The 20,219-nt window shown below is 56.5% G+C and carries 17 protein-coding genes; all 17 read left to right on the forward strand.

The window, feature by feature from the left end; all coding sequences use genetic code 11:
* Window positions 1-10 precede the first annotated feature (10 nt).
* Window positions 11-451 (forward strand): prepilin-type N-terminal cleavage/methylation domain-containing protein, encoded by a 441-nt coding sequence (locus VR74_RS01320; protein WP_045693702.1) that lies wholly within the window; start codon window positions 11-13, stop codon window positions 449-451.
* A complete protein-coding gene (locus VR74_RS01325) occupies window positions 448-804 on the forward strand; it encodes a prepilin-type N-terminal cleavage/methylation domain-containing protein (protein ID WP_045693704.1) in 357 nt (118 codons plus the stop codon). Before VR74_RS01320 ends, VR74_RS01325 begins: the two co-directional genes overlap by 4 nt.
* Window positions 801-1,427: a prepilin-type N-terminal cleavage/methylation domain-containing protein gene (locus VR74_RS01330; RefSeq protein ID WP_045693706.1), complete on the forward strand. Its 627-nt coding sequence runs from the start codon at window positions 801-803 to the stop codon at window positions 1,425-1,427. The genes VR74_RS01325 and VR74_RS01330 overlap by 4 nt, the downstream gene beginning before the upstream one ends.
* Before the next feature lie 223 nt (window positions 1,428-1,650).
* Window positions 1,651-7,260, forward strand: coding sequence for a hypothetical protein (locus VR74_RS01335; RefSeq protein ID WP_045693708.1), 5,610 nt, complete (start codon window positions 1,651-1,653; stop codon window positions 7,258-7,260).
* A 125-nt stretch (window positions 7,261-7,385) separates the two neighbouring features.
* Window positions 7,386-9,293 (forward strand): YncE family protein, encoded by a 1,908-nt coding sequence (locus VR74_RS01340; protein ID WP_299949286.1) that lies wholly within the window; start codon window positions 7,386-7,388, stop codon window positions 9,291-9,293.
* Window positions 9,293-10,009 (forward strand): SCO family protein, encoded by a 717-nt coding sequence (locus VR74_RS01345; protein ID WP_045693710.1) that lies wholly within the window; start codon window positions 9,293-9,295, stop codon window positions 10,007-10,009. The genes VR74_RS01340 and VR74_RS01345 overlap by 1 nt, the downstream gene beginning before the upstream one ends.
* Window positions 10,006-10,626 (forward strand): SCO family protein, encoded by a 621-nt coding sequence (locus VR74_RS01350; RefSeq protein WP_299949288.1) that lies wholly within the window; start codon window positions 10,006-10,008, stop codon window positions 10,624-10,626. The genes VR74_RS01345 and VR74_RS01350 overlap by 4 nt, the downstream gene beginning before the upstream one ends.
* Entirely contained in the window at window positions 10,610-11,950 is a 1,341-nt protein-coding gene (locus tag VR74_RS01355) for a c-type cytochrome (RefSeq protein ID WP_299949302.1), read from the forward strand. The genes VR74_RS01350 and VR74_RS01355 overlap by 17 nt, the downstream gene beginning before the upstream one ends.
* Window positions 11,951-12,150: 200 nt before the next feature.
* Entirely contained in the window at window positions 12,151-12,729 is a 579-nt protein-coding gene (locus VR74_RS20310; protein WP_299949290.1) for a curli assembly protein CsgF, read from the forward strand.
* 108 nt (window positions 12,730-12,837) lie between these two features.
* The gene (locus VR74_RS01365) at window positions 12,838-13,911 is read left to right on the forward strand and encodes a CsgG/HfaB family protein (RefSeq protein ID WP_299949292.1); all 1,074 of its coding nucleotides are present in this window, start codon (window positions 12,838-12,840) and stop codon (window positions 13,909-13,911) included.
* On the forward strand, window positions 13,908-15,482 hold the full coding sequence (locus tag VR74_RS01370) for a hypothetical protein (RefSeq protein WP_299949293.1): 1,575 nt from the start codon (window positions 13,908-13,910) through the stop codon (window positions 15,480-15,482). Before VR74_RS01365 ends, VR74_RS01370 begins: the two co-directional genes overlap by 4 nt.
* Before the next feature lie 27 nt (window positions 15,483-15,509).
* Window positions 15,510-16,595, forward strand: a complete 1,086-nt coding sequence (locus tag VR74_RS01375; RefSeq protein ID WP_045693715.1) for a hypothetical protein — start codon at window positions 15,510-15,512, stop codon at window positions 16,593-16,595.
* Between the two features lies 1 nt (window position 16,596).
* Window positions 16,597-17,181 (forward strand): hypothetical protein, encoded by a 585-nt coding sequence (locus VR74_RS01380; protein ID WP_045693716.1) that lies wholly within the window; start codon window positions 16,597-16,599, stop codon window positions 17,179-17,181.
* A gap of 64 nt (window positions 17,182-17,245) precedes the next feature.
* On the forward strand, window positions 17,246-17,746 hold the full coding sequence (locus VR74_RS01385; protein ID WP_299949295.1) for a hypothetical protein: 501 nt from the start codon (window positions 17,246-17,248) through the stop codon (window positions 17,744-17,746).
* A gap of 843 nt (window positions 17,747-18,589) precedes the next feature.
* Window positions 18,590-19,267: a Crp/Fnr family transcriptional regulator gene (locus VR74_RS20315; RefSeq protein WP_299949297.1), complete on the forward strand. Its 678-nt coding sequence runs from the start codon at window positions 18,590-18,592 to the stop codon at window positions 19,265-19,267.
* A gap of 88 nt (window positions 19,268-19,355) precedes the next feature.
* Entirely contained in the window at window positions 19,356-19,487 is a 132-nt protein-coding gene (locus VR74_RS20320) for a hypothetical protein (protein ID WP_299949298.1), read from the forward strand.
* Window positions 19,488-19,696: 209 nt separating this feature from the next.
* The coding region (locus VR74_RS01400; RefSeq protein WP_045693723.1) for an IS256 family transposase at window positions 19,697-20,219 on the forward strand (523 nt) is incomplete at its 3' end.

Raw genomic sequence — 20,219 nt, forward strand, 5'->3', positions numbered from 1 at the left:
GATCGTGACCATGAGCCGTAACGCAGAATCGGGATTTACACTGATCGAACTCCTGGTGGCCATGTCCATCATGGCGCTTGGCTTGAGTGTCGTTACGACCACGCTGATGCGTCGCGGAAGCAATTTTGAAGCGCGCAAGATTGCACGAGAAATCGTGACGCTCGCTCGGGAAACACGATACCGAGCCAATCACGAGGGGCGGCCAGGTACCCTGATTTTCGATTCAACCGAGCGTACTTTGTCAAATGAAGCAGGTCGTCTGCTGAACCTTCCCGAACCCTTCCAGGTCGAAATGGAGTCAGCCGCTTCGGCCGGGTCCGGGAGGATTGCCTTTTATCCAGGCGGGATATCAAGCGGCGGACAGGTGCGTTTGACATCATCCCAGATTGAGATCGTGGTGAAGGTGGACTGGCTGACCAGCCATATCGACATGGTCGAGGTGTCACCTTGAACGATTCCGGCTTCAGCCTGGTAGAAACGCTGGTCGCATTCGCGATCTTCAGCCTGTCCACGGTTGCGATACTTCAGTCACATTCGGCAAGTGCGCGCACTAACATGCGCGCGAGTTCTATTTCGGAGGCGACGCTGCTGGCGCGGGAGTTATTACTGCTCGCCGAGACAGGCGCTCTGACATCGGGCGAACGAACAGGAACAACGAGCAGTGGTGCAACCTGGCGTGTCGAAGCCAGGGAATTGAATGAGAGACTGACGCGATTAACAGCGACGGTTCAGACCCCGGGCGCGCCGGAGGTTCAGATCGACACGGTTCGTTGGCATGACGAAATTGCAGTGGTGGCACCATGAGCAAGGATGCAGGCTTTACGCTGATCGAGACCATGCTGGGGCTGGCATTGACTGCGCTCATAACCGTGTCTGTTTCAAGTGCGCTCGCGACCAGCGTGCGGATTTGGGCGCGATCAGACGCGGGGGTCGCTGTTGCTGAAGCAGCACAATCGACGCGCCAGGTGGAGGTGTGGCTGTCGGGAGCGCTTCCAAACGATATTTACGATACTGATTCTCGAAAATCATTCACAGGCTCGTCTGAAAGCGTTGTGTTTTTCTCTGAAAACATTCCGGGACCTGGCAGATCGGGGCTTGTCGAGATCGTCCTGGGTGTGGTCCCTTCTGTAACGTGTCAGGGTTCGTTCGACCTGACGCTCAGGTGGACGGCGCTGGATGCGGCAGACGACCTGACTCCTGGCTTCTCGGACTTGCGGACCCTGCAGGCGTGTGGCTCTCAGCCCGCGTTTTCCTATTTCGGTCGGGCCCACCCTGAAGCGGAGGCCGCTTGGTCATCTGAATGGACCGGAAGCCATTTGCCGACACTGGTGAGGGTGGACTCCGCGGATCCTGCAAAGCGCATGATCGCTCGGCTGACATACGCAGATCGGAACGGCACTTCAATGGACGAGGACGATGAAGAGTGACCAGCTTCCCTCATGGTAAGCGCATTTTCGCAACCCGCGCTTTGGGCAAAATATTCGAATATTCATAGTTTCGAATTTCGGTCCCCTTCGTGATCCATGGACCATCTTTCCTCTGACGACTTAGTATGAAGAGCACATCCATGTTGGATTCGTAGACGTTTAGATTCGGGATAATCTGAGCGCAAGACACCTCGAAACATCATGTTTTCGAGAGGGGGACGAAATGCATTCTTTCATCAAGTTGACAGCTCTGGCCTTAATTTCGGCGACTGTATCGATGGCTGCCCATGCGCAGGCGACCTGCGCGCGAACCGTGACCGCTGATGTGGTCGTGCTGGATCAGCCCTTGATGTTCAATCGCATGGGAGCCCAGAACGTCAACGGAATGGTGTATGCCTTGCGCGGGGATGTCGTCGACAAGTTTAGTGGCAAGACCGAAGCGACAGGCGGTATTCTTGTCCCGGGCCATGTTGAGTTGCGGGCGGATAAACGCCCCCGGCCGCTGGTTCTCAGGGTGCGAGTCGGCGATTGCCTGAGAGTCAATTTCTCGAATCTGCTGGATGGCGCAGCAAATCCGAACAATGCGACTCCGTCAATTCTGACGATCAATGACCAGGTGGCCGAGCGCACGGTCGGCTTCTCGCCTGTCGGAATGAACGCCGTCAATTCGATCGATGATGTGTCCAGCTTTGCCGGTCAGAATGCAAACAGCATGGTGGCCCCTGGCGAGTCCCGTAGTTACACACTATATGCGGCGGCCGAGGGATCTCACCTGATCGTGTCGAATGGGGCAACCTTTGGCGGCGAAGGCACCGGCGGAAACATCGGCGCAGGCCTTTTTGGAGCTGTTGCGGTGCAGCCAGTAGGCGCGAAATTCTATCGCAGCCAGGTCAGCGAGGAAGATTTGCGGCTCGCAACAACGGGCACGACCGCAACGGGCCATCCGATCATCAATTATGAGGCGGTCTATCCAGCCCGCCAACCGTGGATCGCGGAGGGCAAGGCGGGCAAACCCATTTTGAACATGCTGCAGCACGCGGGCGGCGAGCTGAAGCTCGTCCACTCGGATCTGACTGCCATGATAGTGGGGCCCGATCCGGACGGTAGCTTTCCGGCGTCGACCTATCCGCTTGAATCTCAGGGCAAGCGCAATCCTGCCCTGCCAAACCGGACGGAGCCGTTCCGGGAATATGTCACGATCTTTAACGACGAAACCGTTTCGAAACAGGCATTTCCTGGCTGGTTCGAGGATCCGGTTTTCTCGCACACGTTGCATGGTGTCGGCGACAACTTCATGATCAATCAGGCATCTGCAGGTGTCGGAGCCGAAGTGATTGCCAACCGGCTCGGTGTGGGGCCCATGCATGACTGCTTGAGTTGTTCATACGAGGAATTCTTCCTCTCTTCATTCAGTGTGGGTGATCCATCCATGCTGGTGGATATTCCGGCGAATGCGGGTCTCGAATTCTGTACGCCGCTGCCAGGTGATCCCTATTGTGAGCGTGATGCGTCCATTCGGGCGACCTATGCCAAATATCCTGATGACCCAAGCAATGTATATCATTCCTATACCAATGACTTCGTGAAATTCCGCAACCTTCATGCCGGTCCAAAGGAAGCGCACGTCTTCCACCTGCACAACCATCAGTGGCTGGCGAATCCGGATGATGAAAATTCCAGCTATCTGGATGCCCAGGCGATTGGCCCTGGCGGAGCCTATACATATGAGATCGCATTCGGTGGCTCGGGCAACCGTAACAAGACTGCCGGCGATGCAATCTTTCATTGCCATTTCTACCCGCATTTTGCACAGGGCATGTGGGCGCTCTGGCGCAATCATGATGTACTTGAAACTGGAACGGTTCTCGATGCCTCCAACGGCACAGACGGCTTCCACACTAATGCTTTCGCGCTTGAGCAGGCAAAACCTGCATCCGGAGCGCGTGCTCTTCCCGATGGGGAGATCATTGCAGGCGTGCCTATCCCTGCAATTGTTCCGCTGCCAGGCAAGGCGATGGCACCTCTGCCGGGGCGGGTCTTCATTGCAGCGCTCGACAAGAACGGCGATTCTATTGCTGAATCGAGCCAGGCCGTCATTGATCGGACCGACACGGATGTTGCACTTGTGGATACGCGTCCCGTCCTTGCGTCGCTTGATCCGGGAAATCCCGAATACCAGCTCAACCCGACGGGTTTAAAAAATCCCGGCTATCCCTTCTGGATTGGCGGGATCGAGGGCGGTGTCGGCCAGCGCGCACCTACGCCTCCCCTGGATATGGCTGAAAATCCGTCTGACAGGACAGAGGGTGGTTGGGATGGTGGTTTGCCACGACACTGGCTGGATGGCTTCTCCGTTGGGGGACTTGTCACACAGGTTCAGTCGCGGTTCAGCTTCGAGAAGCACATCGACAAGGCCAAGGCCGTCTACATCAGCGAATACGGCAATGATGTGGAGCGAGCAGCGATGTCCTTCCATGCGACGCGGGAGCATCAGACCAGCCTGCTTGACATGTCCGGGAATGCGTCAGCTGCAACATTCATCACGAATGGTGGTCTGCCACGACCCGGGTCTCCTTTCTTTGAGCCATGCCAGGACGATGAGGGAGATCTGCTGAAGGCAGGCACGACGGGGCAATTCCTGTCGGGGACGCCAGGGGGGCTCGATAACAACTTCACCATCGCATATGGAGTCGATAATCCGCGGGTTTACAAAGCGGCCAACATTCAGCTCGATGTCGTGTTTAACAAGGCTGGCGATCACTTCCCGCAGCAACGCATTCTGACACTCTGGGACGACGTGGAGCCGACTCTCAACAAAACGCGTCCTCCAGAGCCTTTCGTGTTCCGTCTCAATTCCTTCGACTGCGCAAATTACTACCAGACCAACTTGGTGCCGGAATTCTATATGGTGGATGATTATCAGGTGACGACGCCCACAGACGTGATCGGTCAGCACATTCATCTACCGAAATGGGACCTGGTTGCCGCAGATGGGTCGGCCAATGGCTGGAATTACGAAGATGGCGTCCTCGGCGCAGAGACTGTGCAGGCACGGATTGAGGCCATCAACCGCTATACGCTGGAGGAAGCGACTGGGGATGAAATTCTCGAAGCCGCACCCCACCCGTATTTCGGCGCAGGACCGAATGGCAAGTACCTGGGCGCGCGCACCAATATCCAATCCTGGTTCGTGGACCCGCTACACAATACTTCCGGATTTGACCGGGGTCTTGGCATCACCTTTACACACGATCACTTCGGTCCGTCCACGCATCAGCAGGTTGGATTGTATGCGACCTTGCTCGTTAATCCGGCAGGATCAACATGGAAGCACAACGAGACAGGCGAGCCGTTTTACACTCGCCATGATGGGGGGCCGACCTCGTGGCAGGCAATGATCCTGGCGGGCGATCTGAATGGTGACGGGACTGACGACTCGTTCCGGGAATTCTATGTCGAAGCCCAGGATTTCGCACACGCCTACAACGCGAATGCCTACGTGGGCGTTGACGCCAACGGCAATCCTGCGCCGCCGACGTCGGACTCCTTCCGGTATGCACTGAATCCGTCGGTTCGTCAGTCAACGACCTTCCCGGATGCCGCTATACTGTCGGCAACATGTCCGGGCGGTGCACCGCGACCTTGCCCGGAAGCGGTGTCGGCAGCAGATATCGGGACATTCGTTCTCAATTACAGAAATGAACCGGTTGGGTACCGTGTCTATGACCCGGAAAAACTTGGCCCGGATGGCAAGCCAGGCTCACAGGCCGATGGCCTGGCTGGTGATCTGTCGTTCGCGCTGCAGACCCGGACTGATCGCGCCATGCCGCAGTTCAATACCAAGCTGGGTGATACGCCTTATCCAGCCCTGACGAAAGGGGTGCGGAACGGTGACCCGTTCACACCTCTCATGCGAACCAACGCAGGTGACATCGTCCGCATCAAGATCCAGGGCGGAGCTCATGAGCACGAACACGCTGCGACGGTGCACGGGGTCAAGTGGTTGAACGGTGGTGGCGGGTGGGGTGAAAGTGCAGATTCCGGCTGGCTTGCCGCCATGCAGGTTGCCTTGTCCGAGAAGGCCAGCTTTTCGACGAATATACTGGGCGATGTGGATGCTGCCAAGACAGTGTCCGACCATCTCTATGCCTGGGACGGTTCGCAAGAAGGCCTTTGGACCGGGACGTGGGGTGTGTTGCGAACATATGAGGTCTCGCCTTCGAATCTGGCGTCGCTGCCTAATAATCCCCGTTCGAGCACTTTGACGATCGCCAATCGTCAGGAGTTCAATGGTGTATGCCCGGTCACGGCGCCCGTTGAGTCCTTCGATGTGACCGCAGTTGCCGTAAACCAGGTGATCAAATACAACTTCAACACGACGATCATTCCGGCAGATTCATCGGCCACGATGCACGTGGGTGGACCGCTGGATCCGGAGGGAGGAACCCTTCGATACAACAAGAAGGGCTTCAGGCTTTCGAATGGCGAGAGTGGCCCTCTGCATGATCCGACGGCGCTGGTTTACGTTCCGACAGGCGATCTTCGCAAGAACATCGTCACGCCTATTGATCGTGCCAATTGCAATGAGAGGCGGGGTGGGATCCGGAACTTGCAGTGCCCTGTTAAGTTGCCGAATTCGTATAAATTCGAGCCGCTAAATCTGCGAGCAAATGCAGGAAGCTGTATCGAGATAACAGTTCGCAACCGGTTGCCTGAGACGACGCCAGACCTCGCCTCCTTTGTCACTCAGCACTTCACGGTAATCCGTGACCGTAACAGCCCGCAGGGCGTGACGACATTCAACAATAACCTTATCCGCGCCTCCAGCCATATCGGTATGCACACGCAGAAGCTGGAATACGACATATCAAGGGATGACGGTGTGAACGTGGGTATTAACCCCATTCAGACTGTCGCGCCTGGTGGTGAGAGAACATATCGCTTCTATGCGGGTGACCTCGAGCTGGATGCCCGTGCAGGGGGCAGCGGATCAGGCGTGTATGGTGGCCTCTGGGGCAATCAGTTCAATCTGGTGGCAAGACCGGTCGAGTATGGTGCAGTGAACCTGCAGCCATCAGATCTAGTGAAGCAGGGTCAGAAGGGATTGTTTGGTTCACTCACTATCCTGCCGCAAGGCTCGACCTTCGTGACGGATCCCGGCACGAATGCTCAGGCAACCGTCACGCTTCCCAATGGAGATACGTTCCGGGATTTCTCGATGGTGATCCACAAGGCCGTCAATCTTCGCTACCGGAGCGGCGCACCGGTCGAGAATATAGCTGGAGAAGGCTTCGGCGTTCCGGAAGATGCGCACGATGCCGGCGCTGCCGCCATCAATTTTGCGACTGAGCCGCTTTGGTTCCGCTATCGGCAAGCAGCAGGAACCGATTGGGGCAATGGCGGTGATCATGGTGCAGGACTGGGATCTATCCTCAACATGCGCGAGGCTTACGCGAACTCCCTGGTGAATGGAGATCCACAGACACCAGTCTATCTTGCAGAGCCAGGTCAGCAGATGCGCTTCCGCGTGGGTGCGCCCGCCGGATATGCACGTAGCACGACACTCGGCATTTTTGGGCACAACTGGGCCTACGAACCCTTTACCAGTACCGCGATGGCGTCCGATGTGATGGATTGGTCGCCTACGCATCAGTTCAGATCGTCGCAGGACCTGATCCTTCCGCCCATGTCTTACAACATACTCACACAGGCGGGAGGGCCATTCTCCGTCACCGGTGACTATCTTTACCGGGACCTTGCATCGTTCGGAAATGCGAATGGTCTTTGGGGGATCGTCCGCGTCGAGGAGGGGGCGGTTCCGCCGCCAAACTAAGCAGGATGGGGGAGGTTGTCTGGCAGGTGACCTCCTCACATCACCAGCAATGAAGTGGGGACAGGATGATCCGGCAGGCATCATCAGATTGCGATCGAAGCGCTAGGACAGGAAAGCGTGTTGCCATGGCCATCTGCGGCCTGGTGCTGTCGTACGGCCTTGCGGGGTGCGGAAAGGTCAAGGCACCTGTTCCGGAAGCAGGTGCGCAGGTCATCGAGCGGGAGGGGTTGAGGGTCGCTTTCGCGGTATCACCGGTTGGCCGCCCGGGCGAGCCGGTCAAGGCAGGGGAGATCGCTCGCCTCTCCCTGCAGATAACCAACTCCCAGACCGGGAAACCTGTCTCCGGCCTCTATCCAGCTGCGTGGATCGACCCACAATCAGGGAGTGAAGAGCTGACGCAGGAGTCGTGCAGAGCCGCGGCCGGCATGTATTTGTCCGGATATGTGGGCGTCCGTCCAATGATCGATCTCAATTCGTATTATCTTGTCGTATTGAACGAAGATCCCACGATTGCCGTGATAGATCCCATTGTCGGAATCAAAGGCATCACGAAGTTACTGACGCAGGTGATCCTTCCTGCGCGGGGTGAGGACTGGGCCCCATCCCTGGACCAGAAGAAGGTGTTTATCGCCTTGCCAACGGCAGACGCGGTCAGTGTGCTGGATCTTGATACATTCCGACTGACATCCACCGTCAATGTGGGAGACAAGCCTAACCGCATCGCGGTCCAGCCGGATGGCCGATATGTGTGGATCGGTCGCGTTGGAATAGAGCCGGGAGTGACGGTTCTCGATGCCGTGACGGATAAGGCCGTTGCTCAAATAGAGACCGGAGAAGGACATCATGAGATGGCCTTTTCAAAGGACAACCGGTTCGCATTTGTGTCCAACCGGGATTCCTCCACCGTCAGTGTCATAGATATCAGGACGTTGAAGAAGCTGCGCGACATATCATTTGATGGCGCTCCGATTTCCCTGGCATGGTCTGATCTCTCCGAAGTACTGCTTGTCGTGGATGGCGAAGAAGGAGCGGTCCATGCGATTGAGGTTCCAGGCGGCAAGACTCGGTCTCGCCTGGATCTAGAGGCGGGACTTGGCCCATTGCGCATGATGCCGGGCGGGCGTTATGGCTTCGTCGTCAATCCATCAGAGGACAAGGTAATTGTCTTCGACACAGCAACCATGCGCGAAGCGCACGCGATTGCAGTTCCGGGGCGGCCATTCCAGGTGTCGTTCTCTCGCAATTACGCCTTTGTGCGTTCGCTGGAATCAACCCGCGTTTCAATGATCAAGCTGTCTGATATCGGCGGCAAGAATGTTCCAACAGTCACAGGGTTCGAAGCCGGGGAGCGCCCGCCTTCTGAGGCGCCTCGCCTATTGCCTTCAGACTTATTCGCTGGAGCTGTGACTGAGGCGGCGACGCTCGCCGTGAGTCCCGGAGACGCTACAGTCTATTACTATATGGAGGGCATGAATGCTCCGATGGGCAGCTTCCGCAATTACGGGCACAGACCACTGTCGGCGCTCGTTGCTGACCGGACCATCAAGGAGGTCTCGCCTGGAGAGTATGTCTCCGCAGTGAAAATACCGGCATCTGGAGATTTCAAAGTCATTCTTACGATGGATTCGCCCCAAATGATCGAATGCTTCCGGTTTTCAGCGGAAAGGAACCCCCTCATCGAAGCTGATGAAGCACCGCTGCGAATTGCCTTTGAAACGCGGTCGGGATCTATTGTGCGAACAGGTGAAGCGACCACTGTTCGGTTCAGGTTGACCGACACAGCCCGCGCGGGAGCTCCGGCAAATCGGGAAGACGTCCGTGTGCTAACCTATCGCGCACCCGGACAGGACCGCACCGAGCAGACCGTGAAGCCGGTGGGTAATGGCGCTTACGAAGTGACGTTCATTCCCCAGCAGGATGGTGCACACTATGTCTATCCTGCGGTAGATGCGCTGGGCCTCACCTATGCCAAGCTTCCGTTCCTGACGGTCATTGCCCGCAGCGACACATTGCCGGTGAAAGGAACTCCGTAATGTCATTCAGCAAGTCATTGAACCGTGCTGGCGCAGGAATGGCAATGCTGTCTCTCCTGACGGTAACAGGTTGCAGCGCCGAGTCGCAGAATGCCGATCAGAAGAGTGATCCTCACGCCGCGCACCGCGCTGCGCTGGAAACTGGTGATGCCCGGCACGAGATGGTTTCAGCGGACGTCACGTTGAGTGATGCACCTATGGTGGATCAGGATGGAAATCCAAGAACGCTTGCCTCGGATGTCGTAGGTGACCGGATCGTGGTGGTCGATTTCATCTTCACGAGCTGCCAGACAATTTGCCCGGTTACAACCTCGCTCCTGGGTGAGGCGCGAAAGCGATTGGAACACATTCCCGACAGCCAGCTTGCGTTTGTGTCCATGAGTATCGATTCCAACACGGATACTCCCGAGAGACTTGCAGAATTTGCCGCCCGTCATCGTGCCAACTGGACTTTTCTCACGGGTGAAAAGGCAACCATGGATGCGGCGCTTACAGAGATGGATGCCTATTCCACCAATCCGGAAGACCATGCGCCGATGGTCCTGATCGGGGATGCGCAATCGGGACATTTCGTCCGCGTGTTCGGATTGCCCGATCCTGCCTTTGTGGAAAGCCGCGTACAAGACTATCTGACCATGCGGGAGGCGCGGTGTGACGATCCGGGCTCGCAGGAGCATGTCGAGCATGCAATGGACACTCATGGGGGGCCGCAATGAAATTTCTGGTGACGCTCAGCATCGCCTTCGCATGCCTGCTGGCGGGTCCGGCTCACGCGCATGGCGGCAAGCATAATGACGCCGCGAATGGCGTGGAGACACGGACCGTCAATGAATCGAAAGAGCACACGAAAGCGCGGGCCTATTTCACTGACACGGTGCTGAAAACGCATGATGGTTACAATGTCCGGTTCTATACGGACGTCTTGGAAGGAAAAACAGTTGTAATCAGTTTCATTTTCACGAGCTGCCTGGAAGCGTGTCCGCTGATCAACGCCTCCTTGCAGCGGGTCCAGGATCGGCTTGGTGACCGGATCGGACAGGATATCGTATTCGTATCGATAACGGTCGATCCCGAAACGGATACTCCCTCGGTCCTTCGAGAGTATCGCAAGAGGTTCAAGGCCGGTCGCGGCTGGCTGTGGCTTACTGGAGACGCAGCATCGGTCGAAAAAGTAAGTGAACGGATGGGGCAGGTGTTCGAACGGGATGCGCACCTGACGGCACTACTCGTTGGCAACACTCGCACAGCGCGCTGGCGCAAGATTCCGGCACACCTGAGCGACGCTGTCCTGGCTGCGCAGATTACAGACATTGCTGATGACAATTTCAAGTAGGGTCAGGCTGGTCACGGCCCTATTGGCGAGCGTCTGTTTCGCAAATGCAAGCCATGCCCAGCTCAGGCCCGACGAGGCGCGGGGCCGGTCTATATATTATGGCGAGCGTAGCTCGGCGCTCGAGCAGGCAACCGCGCGAATTTCCGATATGGATGTAGACTTGCCTGCCCGGAGTTTTCCATGCGCCAGTTGCCATGGAGAGAAGGGTGAGGGAAATTCTGAACGGGGCATCGTGCCAAGCAACCTTTCGCGCGACGCGCTCACACGTCCTTACGAAGTGGCGGGGCAGACCGGTCGTATGAGGCCTGGCTATACACGCGAGAAATTTGCACGAGCCGTGCAGACTGGAGTGGATTCCGGCGGCAGCTTGCTCGATCAGTCGATGCCACGGTTTAATCTCACAGATCGGGATACAGCTGATCTCTGGGCCTTTCTGGCGCAGCTCGCCAGTATCGAAGCGCCGGGCATGGATGATGGAACTATTCGAATCCTTCTCTCGCAGGACAATGATGCTGCGCCGGCAGAGGCAGAGCGAAAAATAGTGGAAGCGCTGTTTGCCGATCTCAACGCTGTTGGCGGCATCTATGGTCGCAAACTGGAGCTGGTCGTTGCAAAGGTGAACGATCCGGTACCTTCCGACATATTTGCGGCCCTGTTCCCGCCGCCGTATCCCGAGAACGATCTGCCGATAGTTGGTGTACGGGGCAGCGGTGGTGCAGACCCGCAGGTTTTTCGGCTCATGCCCGGACTCTCTGAACAGGAGGCTGGTCTGCGGCTCTATGCAGCCCGGGAGTGGGAAGAAGTTCGTTTGGCAGATCCTTGTCTGGAAGAAGATGGCAGAGTTGCCCTCCTGGGCGATCCGGCTTGTGCGTCTATGGTTGGCGCCTACGAAAAGCTACTGGTACCGCATGCCGTTCTTACGCGGATCGACGTGAAGACTCGGAGGAGTTTCCCCGAGGAGACGCGGGTCGCCTTGCCTGCATCACTGGACCGGATATCCAGACAGGCTCAGGCGTCTTTCGCCAGAACGCGAGCACATGCCGGCACCGGAGCCGACAGCGTGATCGTCCAGGCGGAGGCCTGGTCGGCGGCCGTAGTCTTGATCGAGGGGTTGATGCGGGCCGGACGGGGTGTCACCCGCGCCAGCCTGACGAAGTCGCTTGAAGGATTGAAAGAATTTGACGGCGTGATGAGCGCTCCCGTGAGCTTCGGGCCGAATGACCGTGTTGGAGCGGCTGGTGTCAACATTGTTGCGTTTGACGCCAGATTGAACCGCCTGGAAGCGCGCGGCAGCTGGATCGATCCAGAGCAGCCGACGAGATGAGCGCGTATGTATTGCGAACCGGATTTCTTGCGCTTCGGAAATGGAGAATCTTATAAAAGCAGTATTTTCCTCCGCTTTGCTTGGCCCCAAGTCTTTGACCGGGCGCTGCCCATGAGCAAGACTATTTCGTGTTATGTGGGGATACGACCGGTTCGAGTGGTTTGAATCTGGATTAAAATCCCCTCAGTGGGGAGCGCACGATGAAGTCAGGCAGGCAAGTCATCACAGCGTCTTTCTTGGTCCTGGCAAGCTGGTCGTTTGCAGGTGCCGGGGCGCAGGAAATCGTCTACCATCCTATCAATCCCTCGTTTGGGGGTGACAGTTTCAATTCGTCGCATTTGCTGGCTGTTGCCAATGCTCAGAACGATCATACGGATCCAAGGCGATCGGAAACGGGTAACACCCAAGTCGACCAGTTTTTGCGGCAACTGCAAAGCCGGCTGCTCTCATCCCTTGCAGGCGAGGTCAATGATGCGATTTTCGGTGAAAGTCCTCGCGACAGTGGAACAATCACATTCGGCGACCAGACGATAACGTTTGTCCGGGGGCTGGACTCTGTCCACCTGACCATTACGGACACATCGACAGGCGCGATTACTGAAATTGAGATTCCACTGTTCGATCAGTCAGGCTCGAGTTCGGCCGCCACCGGCGTGGACCTGCTCCAACCGGCATCACAATCCCCGATTTCGAGTTTCTCTCCCAACGCTTCTGCTGAAACCGGAGAGGCGGCCCTGTCCGCCGGTGATCCTGGCTTCAACCAATCGGGGGTGTTTTAGGTCGTGGACGCAATTTGGAGAGGTGCATTTGCATTGGCGATCATGCTGGTTCTCGGAGCATGTGCGACCACACATGACGGACACCCGGGCTTTATCGAGCAGCCTGCGATGTCGGAAGTTGAGACGCCTACACAATCGCGTCTGCGGTCCCTTCCGCCACCAGCCGAGAGGCCCGCAGTGGCGGTCTACCGTTTCGAAGACCAGACGGGGCAGTTCAAGCCGTCTGATCGCGTGCAAACTTTGTCGCGCGCTGTAACACAAGGATCGTCATCAGTTTTGCTCAAAGCGCTTCAGGATGCTGGAAACCGGTCCTGGTTCACAGTTATCGAACGCGAAAACCTGGATAATCTTCTCAAAGAGCGTCAAATCATCCGCGAAATGCGTCGGCAGTATTTGGGTGAAGATGAGGTCAGCGAGGATGCGCTGCCGCCACTTCTGTTCGCCGGCATCATACTCGAAGGCGGTATTATCGGCTACGATACAAATACGAAGACCGGAGGTGCTGGCGCGCGTTTTCTCGGAATTGGAGCATCGACTGATTATCGCGAAGACAAGGTGACAGTCTACCTTCGGGCGGTCAGTGTAAAGACTGGCGAAGTCATAACGTCAGTGGTAGCCTCGAAGAGGATCGCATCGGTCGGGCTGGCTGCGGACGTGTTCAAATTTGTGTCGTTTCAGGAGCTCCTTGAAGTTGATACCGGCATCACGTCGAACGAACCAGATCTTCTTGCGCTGCGCCAAGCGACCGAGAAGGCCGTGGAACTGTTGATCCTCGAAGGCGCAGATCTTGGCGTATGGGGATTTCAGGACAAATTGGCGGGCGCCCAGTTGCTCGAGCAATATCGGGCGAGTCGTGACGGCACATCCGTGACCAGGCAAGCCTTTGCAGACGCAGGGAAGGCAGGATCCACTACTGCGGCCTCAAAAGTGGCGTCCACGAGGGTCGTCTCCAGGCCTGTTGCGGCGACGGTAGCCGGGTCGGTCTCCAATTCAGCCCCGGGACGGAGCATGCAGGTCTCCCCACCTGAGGCGCAGGCAAGCAAGCAGCGCACTCAGCGGCTGAGCCCTTCCTCGGTCGAGACATCTGCCTTGAAGGACGATGTCGCGGAAACCGATCAGCGCTCTCGCACTGAATGGGACATGCAACGAGTCAAATTGGCCGCACTGGAGCACTCGCAATGACATGGCCACTGAAATTGGACGGACTACAAAGTCCGTATCAAGAGCAGTCCGGATTTGACCGGGCGCGGAATCCAAAGAAGCCTTTCAATGTGACTGGCTCGCAATGTCGCAGGAGAAAAGAAATGCGAAACAAACTTCTTATAAGCGCAGCTTTGGCTGCCGTGCTGGCCATTCCCGCCCTGGCAGACGATTCCCAGGTCACCCAGCAAGGACTGAACCAGAGCGCAACAGTCAATCAAACCGGAAGCTTTGATGCGCTATCCGTCATTGACCAATCGGTTCAGGGCAATATCGCAACAGTAACCCAGACTGATACGGCAACATCGGCAACGGGTGCGAATGTCAACGATAGTGCTATTCTTCAGCAAGGTATCGGCAACTTGGCGACTGTAACCCAGCACAATGATGCAGGTCAGGGGGGTGCAACCAACACGTCTGACATTGATCAAATATCCAGCAATGCGGTGGCTACGGCTGATCAGTCTGGCTCGGCCAATGAATCAACCATTTTCCAGGATACGAGTGGATTATCGGTCGCAGATGTTACGCAGGATGGCGGCGGAAACCAGTCTGATATTAACCAGTCGGGTTCCGATGTGACTGCGACGGTTGTCCAGAATTCTGAAAACAGCGTTTCGAATATCTATCAAACCGGCAATCTGGAAACGGCCGAGGTCAGCCAGGCTGGCGATCAGCAGACCTCAGACGTCATTCAGTCTGGTGGCTCTGATTTTGTCGGAGTTGATCAGAGCGGGACACTGAACACCTCCATGGTCGAGCAGACTGGATTTATGGGCACGATCAACGTCACGCAGATTGGCGTTGGGGCGGGAAACACAAGCAACCTCCTCCAATCCGGCACGCAGGGCACAATTGTTGTCTCGCAGGAAGGCGACGGCAACAGTGTCGGCGGTGCAGGCGGATTTGCCCAGTCAGCAGACAATACTGACGCCATGATTACGCAGATTGGCAATGGAAACAGTGTGATCGGCTTCCAGGCAGGAAGTTTCAATGAGGCGACGATCACTCAGAATGATGATGATAATGCGGTGACACTGCATCAGGACGGATTCGTTAGCAGCGTAGAGTTTGTCCAGAGCCTCGCGTCCAATATGGCCTTCATTACCCAATTGGCTTCAGGAACCGGGAACACGATCGCTGGATTCCAGGATGGAACATCAAATACTGCGACGCTGACCCAGGACGGATCCGACAACGGGCTCACGTCAAACCAGACCGGGGCCGGCAATATTTCGACCATAGATCAGTCGGGGGCGTCGGGAACCGTTTTCGCCGCTCAATTCGGTACGAGTAACGAGTCCCTGATCACTCAGTCCGGTTTCAGCAACGAGGCCAGTCTTTCCCAGACTGGCGCCGACAATGAATCGGAGATCATCCAGACGGGTACTGATGGTCTTGTTGATGTCGTTCAGACTGCGGCGGGAGGATACTCGTATGTCAACCAGGCAGGCGGCTCGCTCAACGTGGTGGACGTCTCGCAATTCTCCGATGACGCGTATTCCAGCGTCACGCAACTCGGCTCTGGCAACACCGCGCTTGTCAGCCAGTAGTCACGAGACAAAAGAAAGGACAGTACCATGAAGAGACTTCTCCTCACTGCCATCTCAGCCGCCGCAATTGCGTCGGCGCCTGCCTTGGCACAACAAGCCCCCGCGCTGGACGGCAACAACACGTCGATTATCAGCCAGCGCGGCAACGGCAACACGGCAGACGTCAACCAAGCCGTGGGTGGAACCACGAACAGTCAGGGCTATTCCAGTATTGAACAGCTCCGCGGCGCCTCGGGCAATGTGAACAATGCAAGTGCGACTGTGAGACAATCCCAGGGCAGCTATGTCATGGGCGGGAACGATTACGCAAACGCGTCGGTGATCGAACAGAGAAGGAATGGTGCGGTTGCATTCGTAAACCAGGTTCACGATTATGCATCGTCCACCCAGAACAGCTCGACAATCCGGCAACTGTCTGCCAACGCGGATGCATCAGTTCGCCAGCGTGGTGATGGAAACACGGCGACCATCACGCAACGGGCGGTAAGTGTTGCCCCCACCGGCCGGATCAATCAGAACGGCCTTGGCAACACCGCTAAGATTCTTCAGGAGAGTAATGGTGGCAGCGTTGTCATCAATCAGGGGACCTGGGCCGGGCCGGGCCAGGTTGCCAGCCCTGATTCCTGGGATAATAACGCAAATGTGGACTCCGCAGGGCTCGATCCGCTTGTTCGGGTCAACCAGTTCGGAAGTTTGAACAGAGCTGTTGTCTCCGAAGACGGTATCGATGGCATTGTCCGTATCGACACGGACGGCGTGCTGAACCGTGCGAACGCAATACAGTTGGGTGAGGATAACCGGGTCGACATCGACCAGCTCAATACGGGCTTCCGCAACACGGTCGATATCACGCAAGAGGCGAGTTTGACTGATGGCCTTGCAAAGGTGGAGCAGTCGGGCTACCGGGCCAGTGCAACGATTACGCAGAAGGGTGGCTTTGACAATGACACGCGCGTCATGCAGTCGGGGCTCGGTGCCACAAACACGGATATTCTGTCGACTGTGCTTCAGGACGGCAGCAGCAACATCGCCACAGTTGACCAATTCGCCGAAAGTGCTCTGTCTGATGTCAGCCAGATAGGCATGATGCACGTCGCCACTATCAGCCAGTAGCATGGTGTGGGGCAGCGCCTTCGTGCGAGCACTGGCGACAGTGCTCGCCGTTTGCCTGCTCACTCAGGCCCTTTTTCAGTGGGACCGTGCGATGGCGCAAGCCAGTGGAGAACAGGCGCTTGCAACGTCATCATTACTCGATTCGCCGCTTGATCCGGACGAGGACGAATCAGCCTTGGCAGAAGATGATGATTCATTCGTGCTTGATGATTCTCCCGAGCGCATTCTCCTCGGCAGATCCTACCGCAATACTTCTATACTGAACCAGCGTGGTCACGACGGGAACGCGGCCCGGATCGATCAGGCTGGTCTTGGACATCTCGCGATTGCCTACCAGGAATCTTCAGGAGGCGAAAATGCGCTCCATGTTGATCAGGCCGGTGCCCGGAATACGCTAATCGGTGTTCAGGTTGGTGGCCGCAACAATCTTTCGGTTCAGCAGGGTGGTTTGAACAATTTTTCGCTCGCGACACAGCTGGGGTTCGATAATACACTGGTGCATGTGCAAAATGGCAATGGGCTCGGACTGGCTGTTACCCAGTTCGGAAGCTCATCCATTTCGATAACGCAGACGGGATTCGATTGACATGGAACCGGCCAGACTGGTCATTGCGCTTGTCGTTGGGCTGATGCTCCTGAATGAGAATTCGGTGGCGGGCGAGAACGCAGATGCGCACATGCGTCAAGTCGCTGAAGATGCCCCCATGGGCGATCGCAGTCATGCCGTTCTCACGCAAATGAATTCGGTAACACCTGAAAGCCGCGGCAAGGTTCAGCAGATACAGGTCGCGACAATCGTCAAAACACCGACTACGGAAGACATGCTCTCCAGCCAGCGGACTGAAATAGGCGACATGAAGTGCGCAATAGACCCGGAAGATGAGGCGCTCGTCGAGCGCATGCGGCTGAGCGGGCGCCAGTTCAACGATGATTGCACAAGGCTCTCTTCACTCGATCAGAGTGAAGAGGAGCGCGAAAGGCGCGAGCAATTGCTCGTCGAAGGTGGTCTGCTTGCGGCAGAGAAACACCGCATGGAGGCAGAAGCGGCCTCGGAACGCGAACTGGAAGAGTTGGAACGCGCGCGTGAGGCGGCATTGTCATCATTTCTGTTTGATGTGGTCAATCAACCGGCCAATACGCCTGGTAACTAGATGGAGCCGGTTTTCAGGTGCCCGCCGGGGCGGTCTGATCAGGAGACGGCCATCACATTCTGACAAAAGGCAGGTATGCCGGCGCCGCCCTTCGTCCAACATCCGCTTAGTGGGGACCTTGCGAAAATGGGACGAATCATGCGCGCAAGGACCTTGGCAGGCTTGACCTTGCGCCGATGGACTGAACGCCGGAACGACCCCGAAGAGCCTTTTCGACGCCGACAAAGTCTGGATTTGGCCAAAGTGAATTGCGCCGGGTTTCGAATGTAACCCAGCGCCTGATCAGAACCTATGGGCAGTGGAGTGTTTCGCACACTGTCCATTTCCCTGGGGTTCCCCTCGACCTTATCTGAACATATTCATCATGGCATAAGGGTGCCCGATCAAGAGTGTCGAGAGTTCGCGCACATCGAAATATTCAGATAGTTTGTCGACGCGCCTTGCGTGTTCAATTCTCGCGGGCCGCCCTTCGGGCAACCTGGATACGGATGTTATTACCGCACTTCAAAAGACCGGAATTTATTCGTGCGACGGCTATAATCATCGTGATCGTTGCACGTGTGCACACATTGGCGAACGGCTTTTAACACGGCAATAATTTTATTAAAAGAAAGTTAATAATCTATTGTACCCAAGTAAAAAATAAGTCAAAATAGGAACCTATAGTTACGCTACATTACAAGCCAGAGCCACGACTATATGGTTGATAGGCGTGTTGGGAGAGGGACGAATGGGTAGGAGTCTGTCTGGGCATTGAGCAATCAGGCTGACTGAAATTTTCGACAGAAATTCGAAAGCAAGGTGGGGACCGTGTTACAAGAGTTAAGACCGGACAGCTCCGTTGTGGGCTGCGAGAAAAGTTGTGCCGAAATTGTAAACAGAGAAGTGGACACGCTTCACGGCATCATAAAAGACCAGGGGATTGTAACGCGCCTGCGCCGGGGAGAGCATCTCGCGCAAATGGGGCAGCCAACGAATCGGGTCTATCTGATCGAAAATGGTATCGTGGCGTATACGCGCTCGAACCAGACCGGAAAGCGCCAGGTCATGGAGTTCGAACTTTCCGGGTCTCTTGTGCTTCCGCTGGATGCTCTGGGGTCTGGCAGTCCCTGCTCCACGGAAGTCCTTTCGAACACGGAAGTCTACATGATGCCGACGAAAAGCTTCCAGCGGTACCTGGATGCTGTGCCCATGGCGAAGGACAAGGTCGCCCTGCAGAGAGAAAACCTGATCGCCCGTGTATTCCGATCGTTCGCGAATATTGGAAGCCGGCAGGGCCCCCAGAAGATAGCTTGGTTACTGGCCTACCTGTGGGAACGGCAGGGCTGCGTTTGCGGAGTGGATGGCGCATCAATTCCGGTCCGTCAGATCGACCTCGCCGATGCAACAGGCGTAACCAGCGTGTATGTCAACCAGATCTTGAGAAAGCTCGAGAAGCAGGGGATCATAGCGCTTCACAAAGGTGCGGCCCAGGTGATCGACCTGCCAGCCTTGAAGGCATCGTCAAAATCATTCGGCTGAATATCTCAGCATCTCCAGGAATGAATTCCTGTTCGACGTCGTGGCGGATCCTCTGTAACGTGGCAACCTCAAGGCTAGGTATCCTGACGTGTTTGCCGACCTGAAGGCGCGTTTTGCGGCATGGACCGAAACCATGCTGCCCTATGACGCCGAATCTTTTTCGCACGGCTTCACGAGCAACGAACTGGCCGACCACTTTAGCCCAACGCCCTCGAAGTAGGCCAGTTACTCGACGTATTTTGTCCTCCCCTCAATTTTGAGCGATTTCGCGCACCGTTCTTCATCCGAATTTTCATCACAGCCGCGATATAATGCTAATAGATGTGGGTAGCGTCCCGGGGCTTGGTGTAAATTCGACCTGAGGAAGGTCATCGTGCGCGAATCCGTCGAGGTTGTGGTTGCGAAACTCAACCAGAAGGACCTCACACGATGACCGAAGACAGATTGGCTTTATTCGAGCTGATTGACCAGAGCGCAGACAACGATCTGGTGCGCGACATGCTGGCTTTTGCGGCCGGGCGCTTGATGGAGATGGAGGTGGAGTCGCATACGGGCGCGGCTCCCGGTGCCCGCTCCGCGGATCGCAAGACTTACAGGAATGGTTACCGCGAACGGGCTTGGGAAACCCGTGCCGGGCGGATTGATCTCGACATCCCGAAGCTGCGCAAGGGAACGTACTTCCCGTCGTTCCTGGAGCCGCGACGGACGGCCGAGAAAGCGCTGACGGCTGTTATACAGGAGGCCTACATCAAGGGCATCTCCACACGCGCCGTCGATGACCTGGTCAAGGCGATGGGCGGCACAGGCATCTCCAAGAGCCAGGTCAGCCGGTTATGCGAAGAAATAGATGGGCGGGTACAGGCTTTCCTGAACCGCCCGATAGAGGGCGAGTGGCCCTATCTGTGGATCGACGCCACGTACATCAAAAGCCGGCAGGGAGGGCGTATCGTAT

Origin of the sequence: Hyphomonas sp. BRH_c22, assembly GCF_000961795.1 — a bacterium.
GTDB lineage: Bacteria > Pseudomonadota > Alphaproteobacteria > Caulobacterales > Hyphomonadaceae > Hyphomonas.